Annotated in this window: 14 protein-coding genes and 1 pseudogene; 4 read left to right on the top strand and 11 right to left on the bottom strand. The window is 70.2% G+C overall.

What is annotated here, in order from left to right:
* Together AB0D04_RS05495 and AB0D04_RS05490 are read left to right on the top strand one after the other, a co-directional pair.
* A pseudogene (locus AB0D04_RS05495) lies at nucleotides 1–510 on the top strand (ABC transporter permease subunit); the annotation flags it as partial.
* Between the two features lie 103 nt (nucleotides 511–613).
* Nucleotides 614–2,011: a tyrosine-type recombinase/integrase gene (locus AB0D04_RS05490; protein WP_362699653.1), complete on the top strand. Its 1,398-nt coding sequence runs from the start codon at nucleotides 614–616 to the stop codon at nucleotides 2,009–2,011.
* 361 nt (nucleotides 2,012–2,372) lie between these two features.
* On the opposite strand, the gene rfbD is transcribed toward AB0D04_RS05490, so the two are convergent.
* Both rfbD and AB0D04_RS05480 read right to left on the bottom strand, forming a co-directional pair.
* Nucleotides 2,373–3,260, bottom strand: coding sequence for a dTDP-4-dehydrorhamnose reductase (gene rfbD / locus AB0D04_RS05485; protein ID WP_362699668.1), 888 nt, complete (start codon nucleotides 3,258–3,260; stop codon nucleotides 2,373–2,375).
* A 59-nt stretch (nucleotides 3,261–3,319) separates the two neighbouring features.
* Complete coding sequence (locus AB0D04_RS05480; RefSeq protein WP_362699651.1) at nucleotides 3,320–4,552, bottom strand: class I SAM-dependent methyltransferase; 1,233 nt, start codon at nucleotides 4,550–4,552, stop codon at nucleotides 3,320–3,322.
* Between the two features lie 365 nt (nucleotides 4,553–4,917).
* Between AB0D04_RS05480 and AB0D04_RS05475 the strand changes: the two genes are divergently transcribed.
* Complete coding sequence (locus AB0D04_RS05475) at nucleotides 4,918–5,733, top strand: AfsR/SARP family transcriptional regulator (RefSeq protein ID WP_362699649.1); 816 nt, start codon at nucleotides 4,918–4,920, stop codon at nucleotides 5,731–5,733.
* A gap of 110 nt (nucleotides 5,734–5,843) precedes the next feature.
* Here the strand turns inward: AB0D04_RS05475 and AB0D04_RS05470 are convergent, their stop codons facing one another.
* The 4 genes from AB0D04_RS05470 to AB0D04_RS05455 all read right to left on the bottom strand — a co-directional run bounded on the left by AB0D04_RS05470 (nucleotide 5,844) and on the right by AB0D04_RS05455 (nucleotide 10,515).
* The gene (locus AB0D04_RS05470; protein WP_362699647.1) at nucleotides 5,844–7,481 is read right to left on the bottom strand and encodes an FAD-dependent monooxygenase; all 1,638 of its coding nucleotides are present in this window, start codon (nucleotides 7,479–7,481) and stop codon (nucleotides 5,844–5,846) included.
* Nucleotides 7,471–7,770 (bottom strand): antibiotic biosynthesis monooxygenase family protein, encoded by a 300-nt coding sequence (locus AB0D04_RS05465; RefSeq protein WP_362699645.1) that lies wholly within the window; start codon nucleotides 7,768–7,770, stop codon nucleotides 7,471–7,473. Before AB0D04_RS05465 ends, AB0D04_RS05470 begins: the two co-directional genes overlap by 11 nt.
* A gap of 72 nt (nucleotides 7,771–7,842) precedes the next feature.
* Nucleotides 7,843–9,417 carry a class I adenylate-forming enzyme family protein gene (locus AB0D04_RS05460; protein WP_362699643.1) on the bottom strand — a complete coding sequence of 525 codons (1,575 nt, stop codon included), beginning with the start codon at nucleotides 9,415–9,417 and terminating at the stop codon, nucleotides 7,843–7,845.
* 48 nt (nucleotides 9,418–9,465) lie between these two features.
* A complete protein-coding gene (locus AB0D04_RS05455) occupies nucleotides 9,466–10,515 on the bottom strand; it encodes a ketoacyl-ACP synthase III family protein (protein WP_362699641.1) in 1,050 nt (349 codons plus the stop codon).
* A gap of 261 nt (nucleotides 10,516–10,776) precedes the next feature.
* Here AB0D04_RS05455 and AB0D04_RS05450 point away from each other — a divergent pair, with 261 nt between their 5' ends.
* The gene (locus AB0D04_RS05450; RefSeq protein WP_362699639.1) at nucleotides 10,777–11,793 is read left to right on the top strand and encodes an acyltransferase domain-containing protein; all 1,017 of its coding nucleotides are present in this window, start codon (nucleotides 10,777–10,779) and stop codon (nucleotides 11,791–11,793) included.
* Between the two features lie 114 nt (nucleotides 11,794–11,907).
* Here the strand turns inward: AB0D04_RS05450 and AB0D04_RS05445 are convergent, their stop codons facing one another.
* The 5 genes from AB0D04_RS05445 to AB0D04_RS05425 form a co-directional block, all read right to left on the bottom strand.
* Nucleotides 11,908–12,351, bottom strand: coding sequence for a nuclear transport factor 2 family protein (locus AB0D04_RS05445; protein WP_362699637.1), 444 nt, complete (start codon nucleotides 12,349–12,351; stop codon nucleotides 11,908–11,910).
* A gap of 31 nt (nucleotides 12,352–12,382) precedes the next feature.
* Nucleotides 12,383–13,156, bottom strand: a complete 774-nt coding sequence (locus AB0D04_RS05440; protein WP_362699635.1) for a cyclase family protein — start codon at nucleotides 13,154–13,156, stop codon at nucleotides 12,383–12,385.
* A gap of 75 nt (nucleotides 13,157–13,231) precedes the next feature.
* Nucleotides 13,232–14,455 (bottom strand): FAD-dependent monooxygenase, encoded by a 1,224-nt coding sequence (locus AB0D04_RS05435; protein ID WP_362699633.1) that lies wholly within the window; start codon nucleotides 14,453–14,455, stop codon nucleotides 13,232–13,234.
* A 13-nt stretch (nucleotides 14,456–14,468) separates the two neighbouring features.
* Nucleotides 14,469–15,227, bottom strand: a complete 759-nt coding sequence (locus tag AB0D04_RS05430; protein ID WP_362699631.1) for an SDR family oxidoreductase — start codon at nucleotides 15,225–15,227, stop codon at nucleotides 14,469–14,471.
* Nucleotides 15,224–16,201: an SRPBCC family protein gene (locus tag AB0D04_RS05425; protein WP_362699629.1), complete on the bottom strand. Its 978-nt coding sequence runs from the start codon at nucleotides 16,199–16,201 to the stop codon at nucleotides 15,224–15,226. The genes AB0D04_RS05430 and AB0D04_RS05425 overlap by 4 nt, the downstream gene beginning before the upstream one ends.
* Nucleotides 16,202–16,352 lie beyond the last annotated feature (151 nt).

Here is a 16,352-nt window from a genome sequence, read left to right as displayed (position 1 = left end):
CCGCGATCGGCCCGATCCTGAGCGGACTGCAGTCCCTCCCCTCAGTGGCCTGGGTCCCCGCGGCGATCATCTGGTTCGAACTGAGCGACGCCACCCTCTACGCGGTGGTACTGCTCGGCGCCGTCCCCTCCCTCGCCAACGGCCTGGTGGCCGGCGTCGACCAGATCTCCCCCCTCTACCTGCGCCGGCCGCACCATCGGCGCCACCGGCCTCGCCGGCGTACGGCATGTCCTCCTCCCCGCCGCCCTCCCCGGCTACATCGCCGGCCTCAAACAGGGCTGGGCCTTCTCCTGGCGCTCCCTGATGGCCGCCGAACTCATCGTCAACGCCCCCGACCTCGGCACCGGCCTCGGACAGATGCTGGAGCAGGGCCGCGAGCTCGGAGACATGTCCTTGGTACTGTCCGCAATCCTGCTGATCCTCATCGTCGGCATCGGAATCGAACTGCTGATCTTCGCGCCGATCGAGCGGCGGGTACTGCGCAGCCGCGGCCTCCTCGTCAAGAGCTGAAGGCGCCTGCAGCGCACACCACCCTCGCCCAGCCGTCTCAGGCGCAATTGGCGTTGCCTCAGCCCAACTTGGTGGTCGGGGCGCCTCCCGCATGGAGGAGCACATGAGCCCCCGTAAGCCCAACATGGAGCCGTCCATCTACTTCGGCGCCGACGGCTGGTGGCACGGCCGCGTCACGATGGGCGTGAAGAGTGACGGCGGCCCCGACCGCCGGCACCGCCGCGCCAAGACCGAGACCGAAATCAAGCGCAAGGTCAGAGACTTGGAGCGCCTGCGCGACCAGGGGCGCGCCCCGGCCGCAGGCCGCAAGCCGACGGTCGCGCAGTGGATGGAGACCTACCTGACCGACATCGCGAGCCTGAAGCTCAAGCCTCGCTCCCTGGATGACTACTGGTCCAAGACCCGCCACGACATCATCCCGGGCGTAGGAAGGCACCGCATCGACAAGCTCCAGCCTGAGCACCTGGAGCGGATGTACCGAGCACTGCTCGATGCCGGACATGCCCCCTCCCACGTGGTGAAGGTTCACCGCATCCTGTCGCGCGCCCTGAAGATTGCTCACCGCCGCCGCATCGTCGGTGAGAACGTCGCCACGCTCGTGGACCCTCCTAGCGTCGATGAGACCGAAGCGAACCCCTTCACCAAGGAGGAGGCCAAGGCGTTCCTTGAAGCAGCGGCGAAACGGCCCACCTCCATGCGGTGGATCGTGGGTGTCGGTATGGGGTTCCGGCAGGGCGAGACGCTTGGTCTGCGGTGGCCGTACGTCGACCTGGGCGCGGAGCTGTTCCGGCCGGAGTGGCAACTCCAGCGCCTCACGTGGCGCCACGGATGCGACGACCCGCAAGCCTGCGGCTCACGCCTCCACCGCTTCGAGCCATGTCCGCCCGACTGTGCCACGCACCGGAACTACAAGCGGGGCTGCCCGAAACCCTGCCCCAAGGCATGCGCCCAGCATGCAAGCGCCTGCCCGCAACGCAAGGAAGGCGGGCTCGTCTTCACCCGGCCCAAGACCAAGAAGAGCCGGAACGCCGTCCCGATCCCGCCCGTCTTCGTGCCGTTCCTGCGCGACCACAAGGCTCAGCAGGAGGAGATGCGAGCCGCCGCCGCGGAACTGTGGCAGGAGCACCACGTCGTGTTCTCTCGGCCCGACGGGCGCCCCCTCGATCCGCGCGCCGACTACGAGGAGTTCAAGGAGCTGCTCGCCGAGGCCGGGATCGACGACCGCCGCCTGTACGACGGGAGCCGCCACACGGCCGGCACGATCCTGAACGAGCTGGGCGTCGACATGCCCACGATCATGGAGATCCTTCGCCACACCCAGATCAGCCAGACGCGGCGGTACGTGAAGGGCAGATCACACCTGTCGAAGGACGCGATGCGGCGCATGGGCGAGTTCTTCGTGCCCGCTCCCCCGGCTCCCGATCCGGGCCCCACTGAGACCAAAACTGAGACCCTCGACGGCCGCGCAGCCCGCTCCCGCCGCCGACGCCGCATCCGTTGAACGAAAAAACCCCAGGTCGGGATGGTTCCGACCTGGGGTTTCTCACTGAGCCGCCTTCGGGATTCGAACCCGAGACCTACGCATTACGAGGGCATGAGCGATCATGCCGCCGGGTGACAGCTCATGCTGTCGCATACCGTCTTGCCTGATCAGAGCACATGCTTCGTCCTCGGCGCAGATACCCCGTGCCGCCCCGTCCAAAGGCATCCGGCCACCCCGTGGCCACCCATGGCCACACGGGAACGATCATTATGGCGCCACACACCAATTGTGGTGCTCCCACAGCGCGGCTTGCTCATCGACGCTCGAAGGCTCCAGGCGCGTATGCGCAGCACCGTGAGCAAGTCGACAGTGCGCGTGCTCATCCCCTCTGGGGCCGCAGCCCGTGTTCGGCGGCCACGAGCTCGGGAAGGGCCTCGGTCAGGGCATCGCGCCAGGGCCGGATGGGTGGGAGCCCGGCCGACTCCAGTCGGTGGTGCCCAAGGACGCTGTAGGCCGGGCGGCGTGCGGGGCGGGGGTGGGAGCTGCTGTCGACTGGGCGTACGCGTAGGGGGTCGGCGCCGAGCAGTCGAAAGGTCTCGCGCGCCAGCTCGAACCAGGTTGTCTCGCCGCGGCTGGTGCCGTGGAAGACTCCGGCCGGCGCCGTGCCAAGGACGGCCGCTTCTCCCAGGAGTACCAGCAGATCTGCGAGGTCAGCGGCCCAAGTCGGCTGGCCCCGTTGGTCGTTCACGACTTCGAGCGTGCTTGTGCTGCGCTCCATGCGAATGATGGTGCGAACGAAGTTCCCGCCGCCCGCCCCGTAGAGCCATCCGGTCCGTATGACGTAGCCGGTGCGCGGGAGCAACGTCAGCACGGCGCGTTCGCCTGCCAGCTTGCCCCGTCCGTAGGCGGTGCGCGGGTCCGGCTTGTGGTCCTCGGCATATGGCGTGTCCGCGACGCCGGAGAAGACATAGTCGGTGGAGATGTGCAGCAGGCGGGCGCCCGATGCCGCGCACGCGGCGGCCAGGTGCGCGGGCCCGCGGCCGTTGACCAGGAAGGCCTCGTCCTCGTGCGATTCCGCGTCGTCGACCGCCGTCCAGGCGGCGCAGTTCACCACGACGGCCGGGCGGTGGGTGTGCACCGCTCGCCGTACGGCCGACGCCTTGGTGATGTCGAGGCTTCGCCGGCCGAGGCCCACCGCGGCGCGGCCGCCCCGTGCGAGGCGGTCGAGCACCGCGTGGCCCAGCATCCCTTCCGCGCCCACGACCATCCAAGGGCCGGCCGGCGGAGCCTCGGGCGGTCGATGGAGAGGCATCGAGCCGGCCGCCCTCAGCCGTCCTGAGCCGGATAGAAGTAGTTGAGCGGGGTGCGCTTGACCCAGGTGGGGATGGTGCCCTCGTTGTTGACGCCTTTCTGGATGAAGGCGAGGTTGTGGTAGAGGTGCAGCCCCACCACGTGCTGGTCGGTGTAGGACGGGGAGAAGTCGCGGTGGTGGTTGGCCTCCTGGTATTCCAAGCCCTCCATGAGCTGTTTGAGCAGGCCGATGCTCGTGCCCGCGCCCGCCTGTGCACCGCTGGTGCCACCGTACTGCGGCCAGTACGAGGTCTGGATGTCCTCGATCACATACCACCCACCGGGGCGTACATAGGGGAGAAGGGCGTCGAAGGACGCCAGAATGTGCTCGTTCACATGGCTGCCGTCATCGATGATGATGTCGAACGGACCGTGCCGCTCGGCGAGTTCGCGCAGAAAACTGGCGTCGTTCTGACTGCCGACGAAGGTACGCAGACGTGGTTCGTCCAGCCCTGACTTGTCGTAGATGTCCAGGCCGTGGACGAGGCCTCGGGGAAAGTAGTTCTTCCACATCCGCAGGGATCCGCCTCCCGCGGCCGGGTCGGAGTAGCCCCCGATGCCGATCTCCAGGACGCGCACCGGCTCGTGGCGCAGCGGGGCGAAATGGCGGTCGTAGTGTTGCGTGTACCAGTGCCAGATACCCCATTTGTCGCTGCCGAAGCGCAGGGCAAGGTCACCGAGGTCGCGGTCGCGTCCGGCCATCGCGGACGAGACGGCCTGGGCGGCGAGCGCGGCTGGATGGGGGCTGTCCGCCCTGCGCAGTGCGCGCGAGCCGATGCCGAACTCGCGGGCCGGGCGCCCCTCGGACGACTGATCGGCCGCCGGAGTGACCAGCTCGGGACGGACGGTCACCTGCCGGGTGGCCGCGCCGTCGAAGGAGGGCGGACCGTAGACGCTACGGGCCAGGGAGAGCGCGTCCGTCGTGATGTGGGCCAGCGCCCCGCCGGCTGGGCCGCGTCGGCAGTCCACGCCGCCCGGCGACACCGTGAGCAGATACTCGGTCCCCCGGTCATCATGGGTGACCCGCAGGCCGACCGGCACTTCCCGCTCCAGCACCGGAGGCTCGCAGCGGCCCGCGATCTCCGCCACGAGCACGTCGGTGACGACCTCCAGGCCATGCTCGTCGATCAGGCGGAGCAGGTCTCCGTCCCGCGCCCCCGCCGCGAGGATCAGGGGTTCCACGAGGGATCCGTTAAGTGCGTTCTTCATGTCTACGCCTCCAGGGCCGAGTTCGGGGCGGTGACAGTGTCTGGGCCGGACGTCGGGGCCTGGTCGAGGACCGCTGGAGACGTCCACCCCGCCCCCAAGGCGGACAAAGAGGACGGAACTCCTTTTCGGCGACATTGAGTCAAACGATGTTAAATATTCCTTGAATAGAACTTTAAGAAATTGAACGAATCTTTATTGAAACAAAGATTCACTTGATGGCGATTTGAGAGGATGCATCCACAGACCGGACTAATGTGCGATTGACACTGCGGTCGGGGGCCGCGGTGCTCGATTGAGAATTAGGGGGCGTCGGCGTGCGGTGTGAGAGCCCGACAGATGCGGGGCTGAGTCCGGTAGATGAGGGGATGCGATTCAACATTCTTGGCCCCCTTGAGATCCTGCGCGGCGGAAGGGACATCACGCCGAGCGCGGAGAAGCTCCGCTGGCTGCTGGCTCTCCTTGTGGCTCGCGGCAGTCAGGTGGTGAGCATCTCGTCGCTGATCGACGAGGTGTGGGGGGAGAACCCGCCGCGCAGCGCCATCGCGACCACCCGCGGCTACATCTGCCAGCTGCGCACGTCCTTCCGGAAGGCGACGGACTACTCGACCACCGACTCGCTGATCGTCACCCGCCCACCGGGGTACGGCCTGCGGCTCAGTACGGGGCAGGTGGACGCCAAGGCATTCGAGAAGGCGACCGAGGGGGGCCGGAACCTGCTGGCCGCCGGCCGGCCGCGAGAGGCCGCACAGCGGCTCGGTCAAGCCCTGGGGCTGTGGCGCGGTCCCGTCCTCGCCGACCTCCCGACCGGCCGCCTGCTGAGGGCACACATCGCTCACCTCCACGAGATGTGGACCACGGCCCAGGAACTGAGCATCACCGCGCGGATGCAGGTCGGGCTGCACCGTGAACTCATCCCCGAACTTCGCTCCCTCGTCATCGAGTTCCCGTTCAACGAATGGCTGCACGGTGCGCTGATCGAGGCGCTCAACAGGTCCGGACGGCGTGGGGAGGCGCTGCGCGCCTACCGCGACCTCCAGCGCATTCTCGACGATGCGCTCGGTCTGGCCCCCTCCGCACCACTGCAGCGCCTGCAGCGGCAGCTCCACGTACCGGAGCAGGAACGCGAGGAGCCCGGGCTCCCGTTCGCCCGTGGGGTGGTGCCGGGACTCCGGTCGGCCTGAGGCACGACGGCCGGTGGCGCTGGGCAACGCACCCTCCACAGGTCCGTACGGCTCTTTCGCACGCCGGTCACCTCGGGGCCGTGGCAGTGGTGCCACGGCCCCGAGGTGCGTCAGGCGAGGATGTGCGCGGCGGCGAAGGCCGGCTTGAGCGAGTCCTCCCCCAGCCTGCTGCCCCTGGCGCAGAGGTAGCCGTCGGGGCGGATCAGCATCCAGTCAGCGGCGGCGAGTCCGAGGTCGGCACCGAGCGTCCGGTCCGGATCGGGGAGCGGACGGGGAGTACCGGCGCCGGCCCTGCTGCTTTCGGGGTCCTCCGTGGCGCCGACGGTCCGTACGGAGAGCCAGGCGGCATGACGCTCGGCGAGTCCGGCGGCGGTGCTCCGGGCCGTGGTGTCACCCGCGGCGACCAGCAGAGTCCAGCGCGGGTCGCGCAGCTCGCCGAGGAGCGCACCCCAGCCCGTCGTGGCGCCGCGCTCCGGAGAGACCTTGGCCACGCGCTCTCCCGGCACAGGCCCCCGCCGGGCTCCTGCGGAGGAGGGGGAGATGGTCAGCGGGCTCTCCGGATAGCGGAGGTTGAGCCCGGAGACCCCGCCCAGGATCTTCCGCTGCATCTTCTTCCTGACCTGCTTCACGTTGCGTACCACCGCGAAGACCAGCGGCAGCGCGACGCCCGCCAGGGAATTCTTCAGCTGCACCAGGAACGTCGCCCGCTTGGTCGAGCCGAGCAGTGCGCGGCCCACCGGTACGCGCTCGGCGCTGTAGCTCTCCAGCAGGCCGTCCCCGGCCCAGCCGTGCTCGACCATGGCCAGCTTCCAGGAGAGGTTGACGGCTTCTTGAATGCCGGTGTTCATCCCCTGGCCCGAGGCCGGGCTGTGGACGTGTGCCGCATCGCCTGCGACGAAACAGCGCCCAGCCCTCATGGCCTGCACCATCCGCTGCTGAAAAGTGAAGACCGACACCCAGTCCGCGGGCTGCACGGTGACCGGACGGCCCAGTCCCGCACGGAACTTGCGAGCGAACCGCCTGGACACTTCCTCGGGGCCCGCCGCCTGGTCGACGTCAGCGGTGTCCAGCATGCGCCAGCGGCCGGGCTCGGGCATGGGCACGGTCATCACCGTCCGGCCGCCGGTGTGCACCCAATAGATGCTGTTGCGAGGCAGGTCGACGTCCATCCGTGCGTCAGCGATCAGCCAGGTCTCGCTGGATTCACCAAGGAGCTGGAGACCGAGCTGCTTGCGTACGGTGCTGTGACCACCGTCGCAGCCGACCAGCCGGGACACCTCCAGCCGCTCCCGGCCGCCCTCCGGCAGCCTCAGCGTCGCCCGCACGCCGCCCTTTTCCTGGCTGAACTCCTCCAGCCGCACGCCCCATTCGATCTTCACGCCGAGCCTCGCCACCGCTTCGCGCAGTACGGCCTCGGTGCTGACCTGGTCGATCGCCACGGTGAAGGGGAACCTAGTCGGCATCGTGGAGTAGTCCGCGTCCAGCTTCGCCAGCCGGGTGCCCTCGCGGAACATCGTGAAGCCTTCGATGCGCCGGCCTCTGTCCAGGATGTCGGAGACCACGCCCATCTGGTCGTAGCTCTCCAGCGTGCGCGGGTGGGTCGCGATGGCCCGGCTGGTCGTGGCCGGACCGGACTTGCCGTCCACGATGCGCACCCGTAGCCCGTGCCGGAGCAGTTCATGGGCCATGGTCAGCCCCACCGGCCCGGCACCGACCACGAGGACCTGGGGCGTACCGTCAGGCGTCACCGGCACGTCCCTCGCGAACCAGCGTGTAGACGTCCGGGTCCACGGTGGCCAGCGCGCCCAGTGGCTGGACCCTCTGCCGGAAACCCTCGCTCCGGACCGCCGTGAGGTGCGACTCGGCGTCCGTCCACTCCGCGATCTCGACGAAGACGTTCTCGTGCCGCACCGAGCGCAGCAGCTCGAAGCGCAGGTACCCGGGCTGCTGCCGCATGTAGGCGGTCAGCTCCTCGGACACCTTCTCGAACTCCGCGACATCGCCGGTCACGGTCAGCTTGTTGACCAGCTTCACCATCGTCAGGCTCCTCTGCTCTGTGGGTGGTCAGGCTCGGCCCAACCCGGTCTGATGGGGTGTGGCACGGCCCGCTCAGCGGGCCGCGGGGGCCATGGGGGAATCCGCCCGTACCTGCTCGCGCAGCGTGCGGCGCTGGATCTTCCCGGTGGCCGTCCGCGGGATCTCCGGCACGGCCCTGATGTGCTGAAGCCGCTGGAAGACGGCCACCTTGGCGTTGACGTACTCGACGATCGCGTCCAGCGCGCGCGTCTCGTCCGCGGCCCGGTGCGAGGGTTCGAGCACGACCAGTCCGAACGGCACGGCGCCGCTGAACCGGTCCGGAAAGTCGACCACGGCGCAGTCGGCCACCAGGGGGTGGGTGACCAACACCCGTTCCACCTCGGTCGGCGACACCAGCTCGTTGTCGCACTTGAACACGTCTTTGATGCGGTCCGTCAGGAACAGCGCGCCCTCCAGGTCGATCAGGCCGATGTCGCCGGTGGAGAACCAGCCGTCCTCGTCGATTTCGGCGGCGTGTTCCCGGCCCAGGTAGCCGAGCATCAACTGCGGTCCCCGGACCTGCACCTCGCCCTTCTCGCGGTAGCGCAGCGGGGTCCGCCGGTCGACGTCGACGACACGGCATTCCGTGCCGGTCACCGGGTAGCCGACCGAGTCCCACTTGGGTCGGTCGATCCGATCGCAGTGGGTCAGCGGCGAGGTTTCCGCCATGCCGTAGCCCTGGAGGACGGGCACGCCAAAGTGCTCGGTGAGCGTTCTGGCCACGCCGCCCGGGAGCGCCGAGCCACCCGAGAGCACCGCCTGGACGGTGTCCAGGCGGAGTTCCGGAAGCCTGGGATCGGCCGCCAGCCGGGCCAGCCACACCGGCAGGCTGTAGAGACGGTCCGCCTTGTGCTGGTTGGCCAGTTCGATGGAGGCGGCCGGGTCGGCGTCGCGGCAGAGCACCTGGGTAGCCCGGGCGTACACGGCGGAGTTGAGGTGCATCAGGTGATAGCCAGGGATGTGATTGACCGTCAACGAACTCTCGTCGAGCCCGTGCGCCACCGCCACCTGGACGGCGTTGGCCACCACGTTGCGGTGGGAGAGCTGGACGCCCTTGGGGGCGCCGGTGGAGCCGCTGGTGAACTGGATACAGGCCGGCTCATCAGGGGCGGTTGCCGGGCCCGGGGTGGCAGGGTGGGCCGGGGCGGCTGCCATGAAGGCGTCGAACGACAGCGTTCCGGGGACGGAGGCGGGACCGTCCATGACGACGATCGTCCTCAGCTGGGGGAGGCGGTCCAGAGCCGGGGCCAGCTCCTCCAGCATGGCCGAGGTCAGAAAAGCCGTCCGCACCTCCGCGGTACGGCAGATGTGCTCCAGAGTGTGGCCGCGCAGCATCGGATTCATCGTCACGACGACATTGCCCGCGCGGGGAATGCCGTAGTAGGCGGTGGCGAAGGCCGGGTCGAGCACCATCGCGAGCCCCACGGCACCATCGGTGCCGGACAGAGCGGCCGCGCAGCGGTCGGCCGCCGCGTCCAGTTCCGCGAAGGTGAGCCGGTGGCGCTCTGTGACGATGGCCACGCGGTCCGGGTCCTTGGCTGCCGCTCGGCGCAGCAGTTCGTCCACGGTGACGCGGTCCGGGAGCAGGTGCTTGTCGGCAGGGGGCACGGTGGGAGTCCTCTTCTTGCTCGTTCGGGGAGGGCGGGGAGCTGGTTGCTACAGCTGGGGCGGCTCGGCGGCCCAGCCAGGGGTGTCGAGCATCTCGACCACGGCGCAGGACCAGGTGAATCCGGAGCCCACGCCAACGAGGAGGCACCGCTGTCCGGCGCGCAGCTGCCCGGAGGACACCAGGTGGTCCAGGCCGGCGAACTGGTCCCCGGCTCCCAGGTGGCCCACCGTCCGGCCCCATGACCAGGTGGTGCGCTCGGGGTCGATGCCGAAGGGACGGAAGTAGACCGAACTCAGCCGGCGCCTGCCGAAGTGCGGCAGCACGAACCAGTCGATATCCGGAAGGTTGAGGTCCGCATCGGCCAGTGCAGCCTTGATCGCCGCACGCTGGCCGCTTCGGACCTTGGCCGCGCTGAAGGACATGCCGAACACATCGAGAAACTCGTTCCGGGTCGCGTCCAGGTCCACGGGCAGCACAGGATTCACGGTGGCGGGGCCGGTGCTCGGGCCGGCCCGGTGCATGCCCTCCAGCTCGGGGTCGGAGACCGTGACCAAGCTGCTGATTCGGGCGAAGCCGCCGGCCGGAGAAAGCACCAGGGCGGTGCCACCGTCGGCGTAGACGGTGCCCGAGTCGCTGCGCCACCTGTCGACGGAGGGGAGGGGCCAGGTGTCCCCCGTGGTCAGCAGGGCTCCGCCGTCCTGCGGGTGAGCGCGGAGCCGGGGGGCGGCGAGTTCGAGCGCGGCCATACCCCCGTTGGACGCCTGCCGGACCTCGATCGCCGGGCAGCCGTTGCCCAGGGTCCGCCGCTGGACGTAGGAGGCCGGGGCCCACAGCCGGTGCCCCTGGTAGTGGACATGGGCGTGCAGGATCAGGCCGATGTCCCCGGGGTCCGTCCCGGCCCTGTCGAGGGCCACGGTGGCTGCCCGTGCCGCCAGCTCGGGCGGCGCTTCCGGGGAGTCGCAGACAGCCACCGACGCGATGTCCGCCTTCCGGACGACCGCGGGGGCGGCGAGCTCGCGCCGCACCGCGTCCTGTGCCGTCATCCTCGGCGGCAGCGCGCAGCCGGTACCGGTGACGTACAGGTTCTCGTGTCTCACTTCACCACTCCAGGCAGGCGGGCCGACGAGCCGGCCACGCGGGTCGGCGATCTGAGAAGAGGCTGACGGGTGCTTCTCGAAGCTGCCCGGAACGGCGCTTGAGCTGGGCCGGGCCCCCCTTTCTCCGCTCGCGGCCCGAACCGGTCGTCTGGGAGTCCAGCGGTGATCCGCCGCGCTTGGATCCGGCGGGGCGACGCTGCCGGGCGGGGCGGTCCAACCGACGACAGCTCCGGTCCCGTACGAGAGCTGGGAAGGCCGACGATGACCACACGCACCCTCACCATGGGGGCGGCAGACGCCGCCCTCCCCGAACAGCGGCTGCCGCTGGCCTTGCTGTTCCCGGGGCAAGGGGCACAGCACCCCGGCATGGCGGCCGGACTCTACGGCGCCGAGCCGGAGTTCACCGCCGCCGCCGACGAGGTCTTCGGCCATCTCGGAGATGAGGGCGCGCGGATCCGCACGGACTGGCTGTCCGATACCTCGACCGTGGGCATCGATGACCCGGTACGGGCCCAGGTCATGCTGTTCGTCGTCGACTACGCGCTGGGCCGGATGGTGCTGAGCTGGGGACGGCGGCCGGCGGCGCTGCTCGGGCACAGCGTCGGCGAGATGGCCGCGGCCACCCTCTCGGGGGTGTTCGCCCTGCCGGACGCGGTGGCCCTGGTGCGCGGGCGGCTCACGCACTTGATGGACTCCCCGCCCGGCGGCATGCTCGCGGTGGCCGGCTCGACCGGCGAACTCCTGCCGTTTCTGCGCGGCGGGGTGGCGATCGGCGCGGTGAACGCTCCCCGGCAGACCGTCCTCTCCGGACCGTCTGGCGCACTCGCTGAGGTGCGTGGGGATTTGACCGAGGCCAGCTTCGTCTGCCGCCGAGTGGCCGCCGAAGTGGCCTTCCACAGCCCCGGGCTGGCGGACCAGGCCATGGCGTGCGAACCGGACTTCGCCCGCGTACCGCTGAGCCCGCCCTCGATTCCCGTGTTCTCGACCGCCTCCGGCGCGCTGCTGTCCCCGCAGGACGCGACCAGGCCGTCCTTCTGGGCAGCGCAGCCGGCCGCTCCGGTGCTGTTCTGGCCCGCGTTGAACGAACTGCTGGCACAGGGGCCGCACTTGATCGTTGAGGCCGGTCCGGCCGGGGGGCTCGCCGCGCTGGCCAGACAGCACCCCTCGGTACGTTCCGGGCAAAGCGAGGTGCTGGCGGTCCTGCCGACGCGGCCGCGGAGCCGGCAGGACGATCTGCGCGCCGCGCGGGCAGTCGCGCTCCGCGTCCGCTCCGCGTGACGGCAGCACCGCCGTTTCACCCGCGCGGGGCCGGGCCTCGCGCCACGGCCGGGTGGCGGTGGGATCCGGCTCTCTTCGGCCGGAACCCACCGCCACGCGGACACCTGGCCCGGTTCAGCGGGGCAGGTCGTCCCGGTGCACCCGGCGCTCCGCCACCCGCAGGCCGTCGTCCGTGTGGACGAGAACGTCCTCGCAGATGCACGTCAGATGCAGCCGGGGTTCCCCGCCGGCCGGAGTGACGAAGATCAGCGCATAGCAGCGGACGAAGACCGAGCCGTCCTCCCGCGGTCGCACATCGACCATCCCGTGCCAGTGCCGCCGCTGTACGCCCTGCTCCTCGAAAGCGGCGTGCGCCTTAGCGGCACCGGCGGCGAGTGCCGCGCGGCCCCGTACCGGCTCCGGCAGGGTGGGCGGGAAAAAGGCTCCGTCAGGGGTGAAGGTGTCCGCCCACGCCTGGGTGTCGCCACCGTCCAGGAGCTGGAAGTGACGTGCGTAGAAGAGCTGGACCTCGGCGTACAGCTCGGTGACCGGCCGCTGCTCCGTCTGGCTTGCCGTCATGACAGGTCGTCCTCCGTCTCCGTGTGCGGGCTCAGTCTTCGAGCAGCGCGACGGCGCGCGTCCACCCGGCGCTGCCGCCGGCGAGCTTGAAGGGGAAGCAGGCCACGGTGAAGCCGGTGGACGGCAGCTGGTCGAGGTTGGCCAGCCGCTCGACATGGCAGAACTCCCGCTCCCGGCCGATGAAGTGGGCCGGCCAGAGCACGCCGGGGTCCTTGGTCTCGTTGTAGCGGCTGATCATGTCCCCGAAGGGGGCGTCCACGCTGAAGGCGTCCGTGCCGATCACCTTGATGCCGAAGTCCAGCAGCAGTTCGGTCGCGGAGCGGTCCAGGCCAACGAATTCGGAGAAGTACATCGGGGTGCCCACCCACTCGCTGGCCCGGGTGCGCAGGAGCGCGATGTCGTTGGGCTTCGGGGTGTAGTCGATGCGTGCCAGCTCCGCGCGCAGGAAGTCCGCGTCGGCCACCTGCTCGGGCGCCGCCGTCAGGTCGAGCACAAAGCCCGGATTGAAGAACCACTCCAGTGGCATCTGGTCGATGGAACGCGGCTTTCCGTCGCCGTAACTGACCGAGGAGCCGTAGTGCGCCGGGGCGTCGACGTGCGTGCCGGTGTGGGTGGTGAGCGTCATGGTGTCCACGGACAGCAGTTCGCCGTTGGGGAGCACCGAGGGGTCGATTTCCAGCCCGAACTCCTTCATCTCCGAGGCCATATGGGCCGCGCCGGCCGCGTGGTCCATGACCTCGTGCACCACCGGCTCCGGCTCCCAAGCGGACGCGTCCACCGCGACCGACAGGTCGATGATTCGCATGCTCTGCTCTCCTGTACTCATTGGTTATGGGCGAATTCGGTAGTTCTTCATGAGGCCGGTGCACTCGCCCGGTGTTCAGGCGGCGGCGAACAGGTCGGTGCGGACCTCGACGGCGGGATTGCCGAAGGCGATCCGTCGGGTGACCTTGGCCCCGATCGGGGTGTGCTGGATGAGCCGGGCCGCGACGGGCCGGACGAGATCGCCAAGCCCGTCCCTCCCGAGCATCCCCTTGCTCTGCATCCGCTGGACCTTCATCACCCGGTCGATGTCCGGCTGCCGCCGGCGCCGGAAGGCGGCCAGCCGCCGCGCGCCGAAGTCGTCGTGGCGCAGCGCGTCCAGGAGGACCGGGTGCAGCAGGGCGGCGTCCTGCACCGCCAGGTTGATGCCCTGGGCCCCGAGCGGCCCGTGCGTGTGCGCGGCATCGCCCAGCAGCACGAGGCCGTCGCGCTCCCAGTGGGGGGCGCAGCCGCCGAAGACATCCAGCAGGGTCAGCTCGCGCAGGCTGGTCAGCTGCTCGTCGATGAGGTCCGCGTAGCGCGGCACCGCCTCTCGCAGCCGGGCCTTCACCTGCTCCACGCCCTGTTCGGCGAGTGTGCGGTAGCCACCGTGGGGCAGGGTCCAGCCGATCTGGAGCCGGTCCGGGTAGGAGTCGTGCACCAGCACAGCCCCGGCGGCGGCCCGGAAGATACGCACCCGGCCCGCCGTCCGCCCGGCCGCCTCCAGCTTGAACCAGAGGACATCCTGGTCGAAGACGTCGGCGCGGCCCGATCCGATGCCCGCCAGCTTCCGGACCTTGGAGTAGCGGCCGTCGGCACCGACGACGCAGCGGGCCCGCACCGTGACCGACTCCGAGGTCCCGGTCACCTCGGCGCCGGTCACCCGGGTGCCGGCCAGGACGAGATCGCGTGCCCGGTGGCCGGCGAGGTAGCGGAACCCCAGGTAGCGCTCGCAGTGGGCGAGCAGCTCCGCCAGTACGTGCCGCTGCGGCACGCTCAACAGGGTGTTGTGCGGCGGATCGAGACGCCCGTAGTCGATGTTCATCAACACCCGTTCCCCCTGGAGCAGCTGGAAGCCGTCCAGGCGATGGGCGCCGCGGGCCACGATGCCGTCGAGGACGCCGAGCCGCGCCAGCACCGCCTGCCCGCCGGGCTGGAGGATCTCGCCGCGGTAGGCTCTCTCCAGCGATCCGGAGCGCTCGGCCACGGTGACCCGCGCCCCTGAGCGCAGCAGCAACAGAGCCAGGGACAGCCCGGCCGGGCCGCCGCCGATCACGCAGAAATCCGTGGACACCACGGTCATGTGCGCACCTCTCTCAAGGGGCCCGCAGGGCGAGGCCGTAGTCCGCCTCCACCACCTGCCCCTGGATGCACCGGGCCTCCCGTGCGCACAGCAGCCACACCACGTCCGCGAGATCCTCCGGGGTAGTCAGCCGTCCGGAGGGCGAGCGGCCGGCAAGCGCCTGCGAGACGGGATCGGCGGGGCCGCCCTTGTCGAGCTTGGCGGCCGACACCGCGTTGACGGTGATCCCCCGGCCCGCCAGCGCGATCGCGAGATAGCGGACCAGGCTCTCCAACGCGGCCTTGGCCACGCCCAGGCCGACGTACTGGGGAACCACCCGGCGCGCGCCGACGCTGGAGACCGCGACGATCCGCCCTTCGCCGTGCGCCATCAGCCCGGCCAGCCGCTCCACGCCGTATAGCAGCGGGTCCAGGGCGGTGGCCAGTGAGGCGTGGACGTCCTCAGGGCGCGGGGCTGCGGCGTCCATCGGACGCAGCGAGGCCACGTTGTGCACGAAGACATCGAGCCGGCCGGTCTCCGCTTCGGCACGGTCCAGCACCGCGCCGAGGGCGGCCGGGTCGGTGGCGTCGCCCTTGACGGCGGTCGCCGTGCCGGGGAGGCCGCGGAGCCGGGCGAGCGCCCGTTCCGCATCGGCCTCCGAGTGGGCGTAGTTGAGGAGAACGTGGAACCCTTCGGAGCACAGCCGGTGGGCGACGGCCAGGCCGACGCCCCGCGTCGCACCGGTGATCAGAGCGGTCCGGCCGGCCCCTGCCGGAGCGCCGTCCCGGGTCACGCCGGGTTCCCGTTGATCGTCTTCTCCTCGGCGTAGGCCTTCGCCAGCCGGAGGTTGGTCATGCTGTTGTTCCCTAGCACTCGCCGCAGATACCGCCGGGCGTCCGCCACGGTGGTGCCCTCGCCCAGCAGGTGCAGGGCGCCGGCCTTGATGACCGCGGTGTGCCGGGCGCTGACGACCAGTCCCTCGGGGGTGGGGCTGAATTCCCAGTGGCCGGTATGGACTTCGAGCAATGGGGGGAGGGAGATCTGCTTGTAGACGATGCGGTCGTGCGGCAGGCAGATGCGCACGGACCGGGTGGTGTGCTCGTTGCCGTCCGGCGAGACGCTCACCATGTCGAAGAACTGGATGCCGGGGACGTCCTCGGTCATGTCCAGGCGGGCGACATGCGGCAGCCACTCAGGCCACCGGTCGGCCTCGTACAGCATCCGGTAGGCATCCTCGACCGTGCCGCAGACGAACAGCGGGTCCTCGAATTCCACGGTGAGTTCCGCGAGTTCGCCGGCTCGCTCCACGGCCGCCTTGAGCTCGGCGAGCTGCCGGCGGCCAGCGGCCTCGAACTCGCCGGCGAGCCGTTCGACCTCAGACGCCGGGGTGCCTTCCGCGGGGGTGAGGCGGTGCCGCAGGCCGATGGCGGTGCCTTCCGCGGTGTCGGCGAAGGTCCACTCGCCGTCGGCCCTGTCCAGGCCGGGTGGAGCCGTCTCGTTCTCGAATCCGATCCGCAGGGCCGCGCGGTCCACGGTGCGGCGCGAGGTCCAGTGGCGCACGGCGTCACCGCCGCGCAGCGCCCAGACCGTGACGCGATCCTGTTCGGCGCCCGCCTCCGCGGACCCGTCCTTGGCCCGCTCGGTGTGCACGACCGCCGAAAAGTACTGCGGCCAGCGGGACACGTCAGCCATCAGGCCGAAGGCGAGGCCGGCCGGCCCCTTGGCGTCCGTGCTGCACTCGATGCTGTGCGGCCCTCTCTCGGCCATGGAATCCTCTCTCCCACTTGGTTTCCGGGCCGCCGGCATGCGATGACACGGCGACCCGGGACACTGTCGACGGCGGACCTTGACACCGCCTGGAGCGGTCCTGGAGCCCCGCGCCGCGACCGGCGGCGGCGCCCCGGCAGGGCCGGTCCGG

This window comes from Streptomyces sp. NPDC048483 (assembly GCF_040651455.1).
Taxonomy (GTDB): domain Bacteria; phylum Actinomycetota; class Actinomycetes; order Streptomycetales; family Streptomycetaceae; genus Streptomyces.
This window is presented reverse-complemented; position numbering and strand designations above follow the sequence as displayed.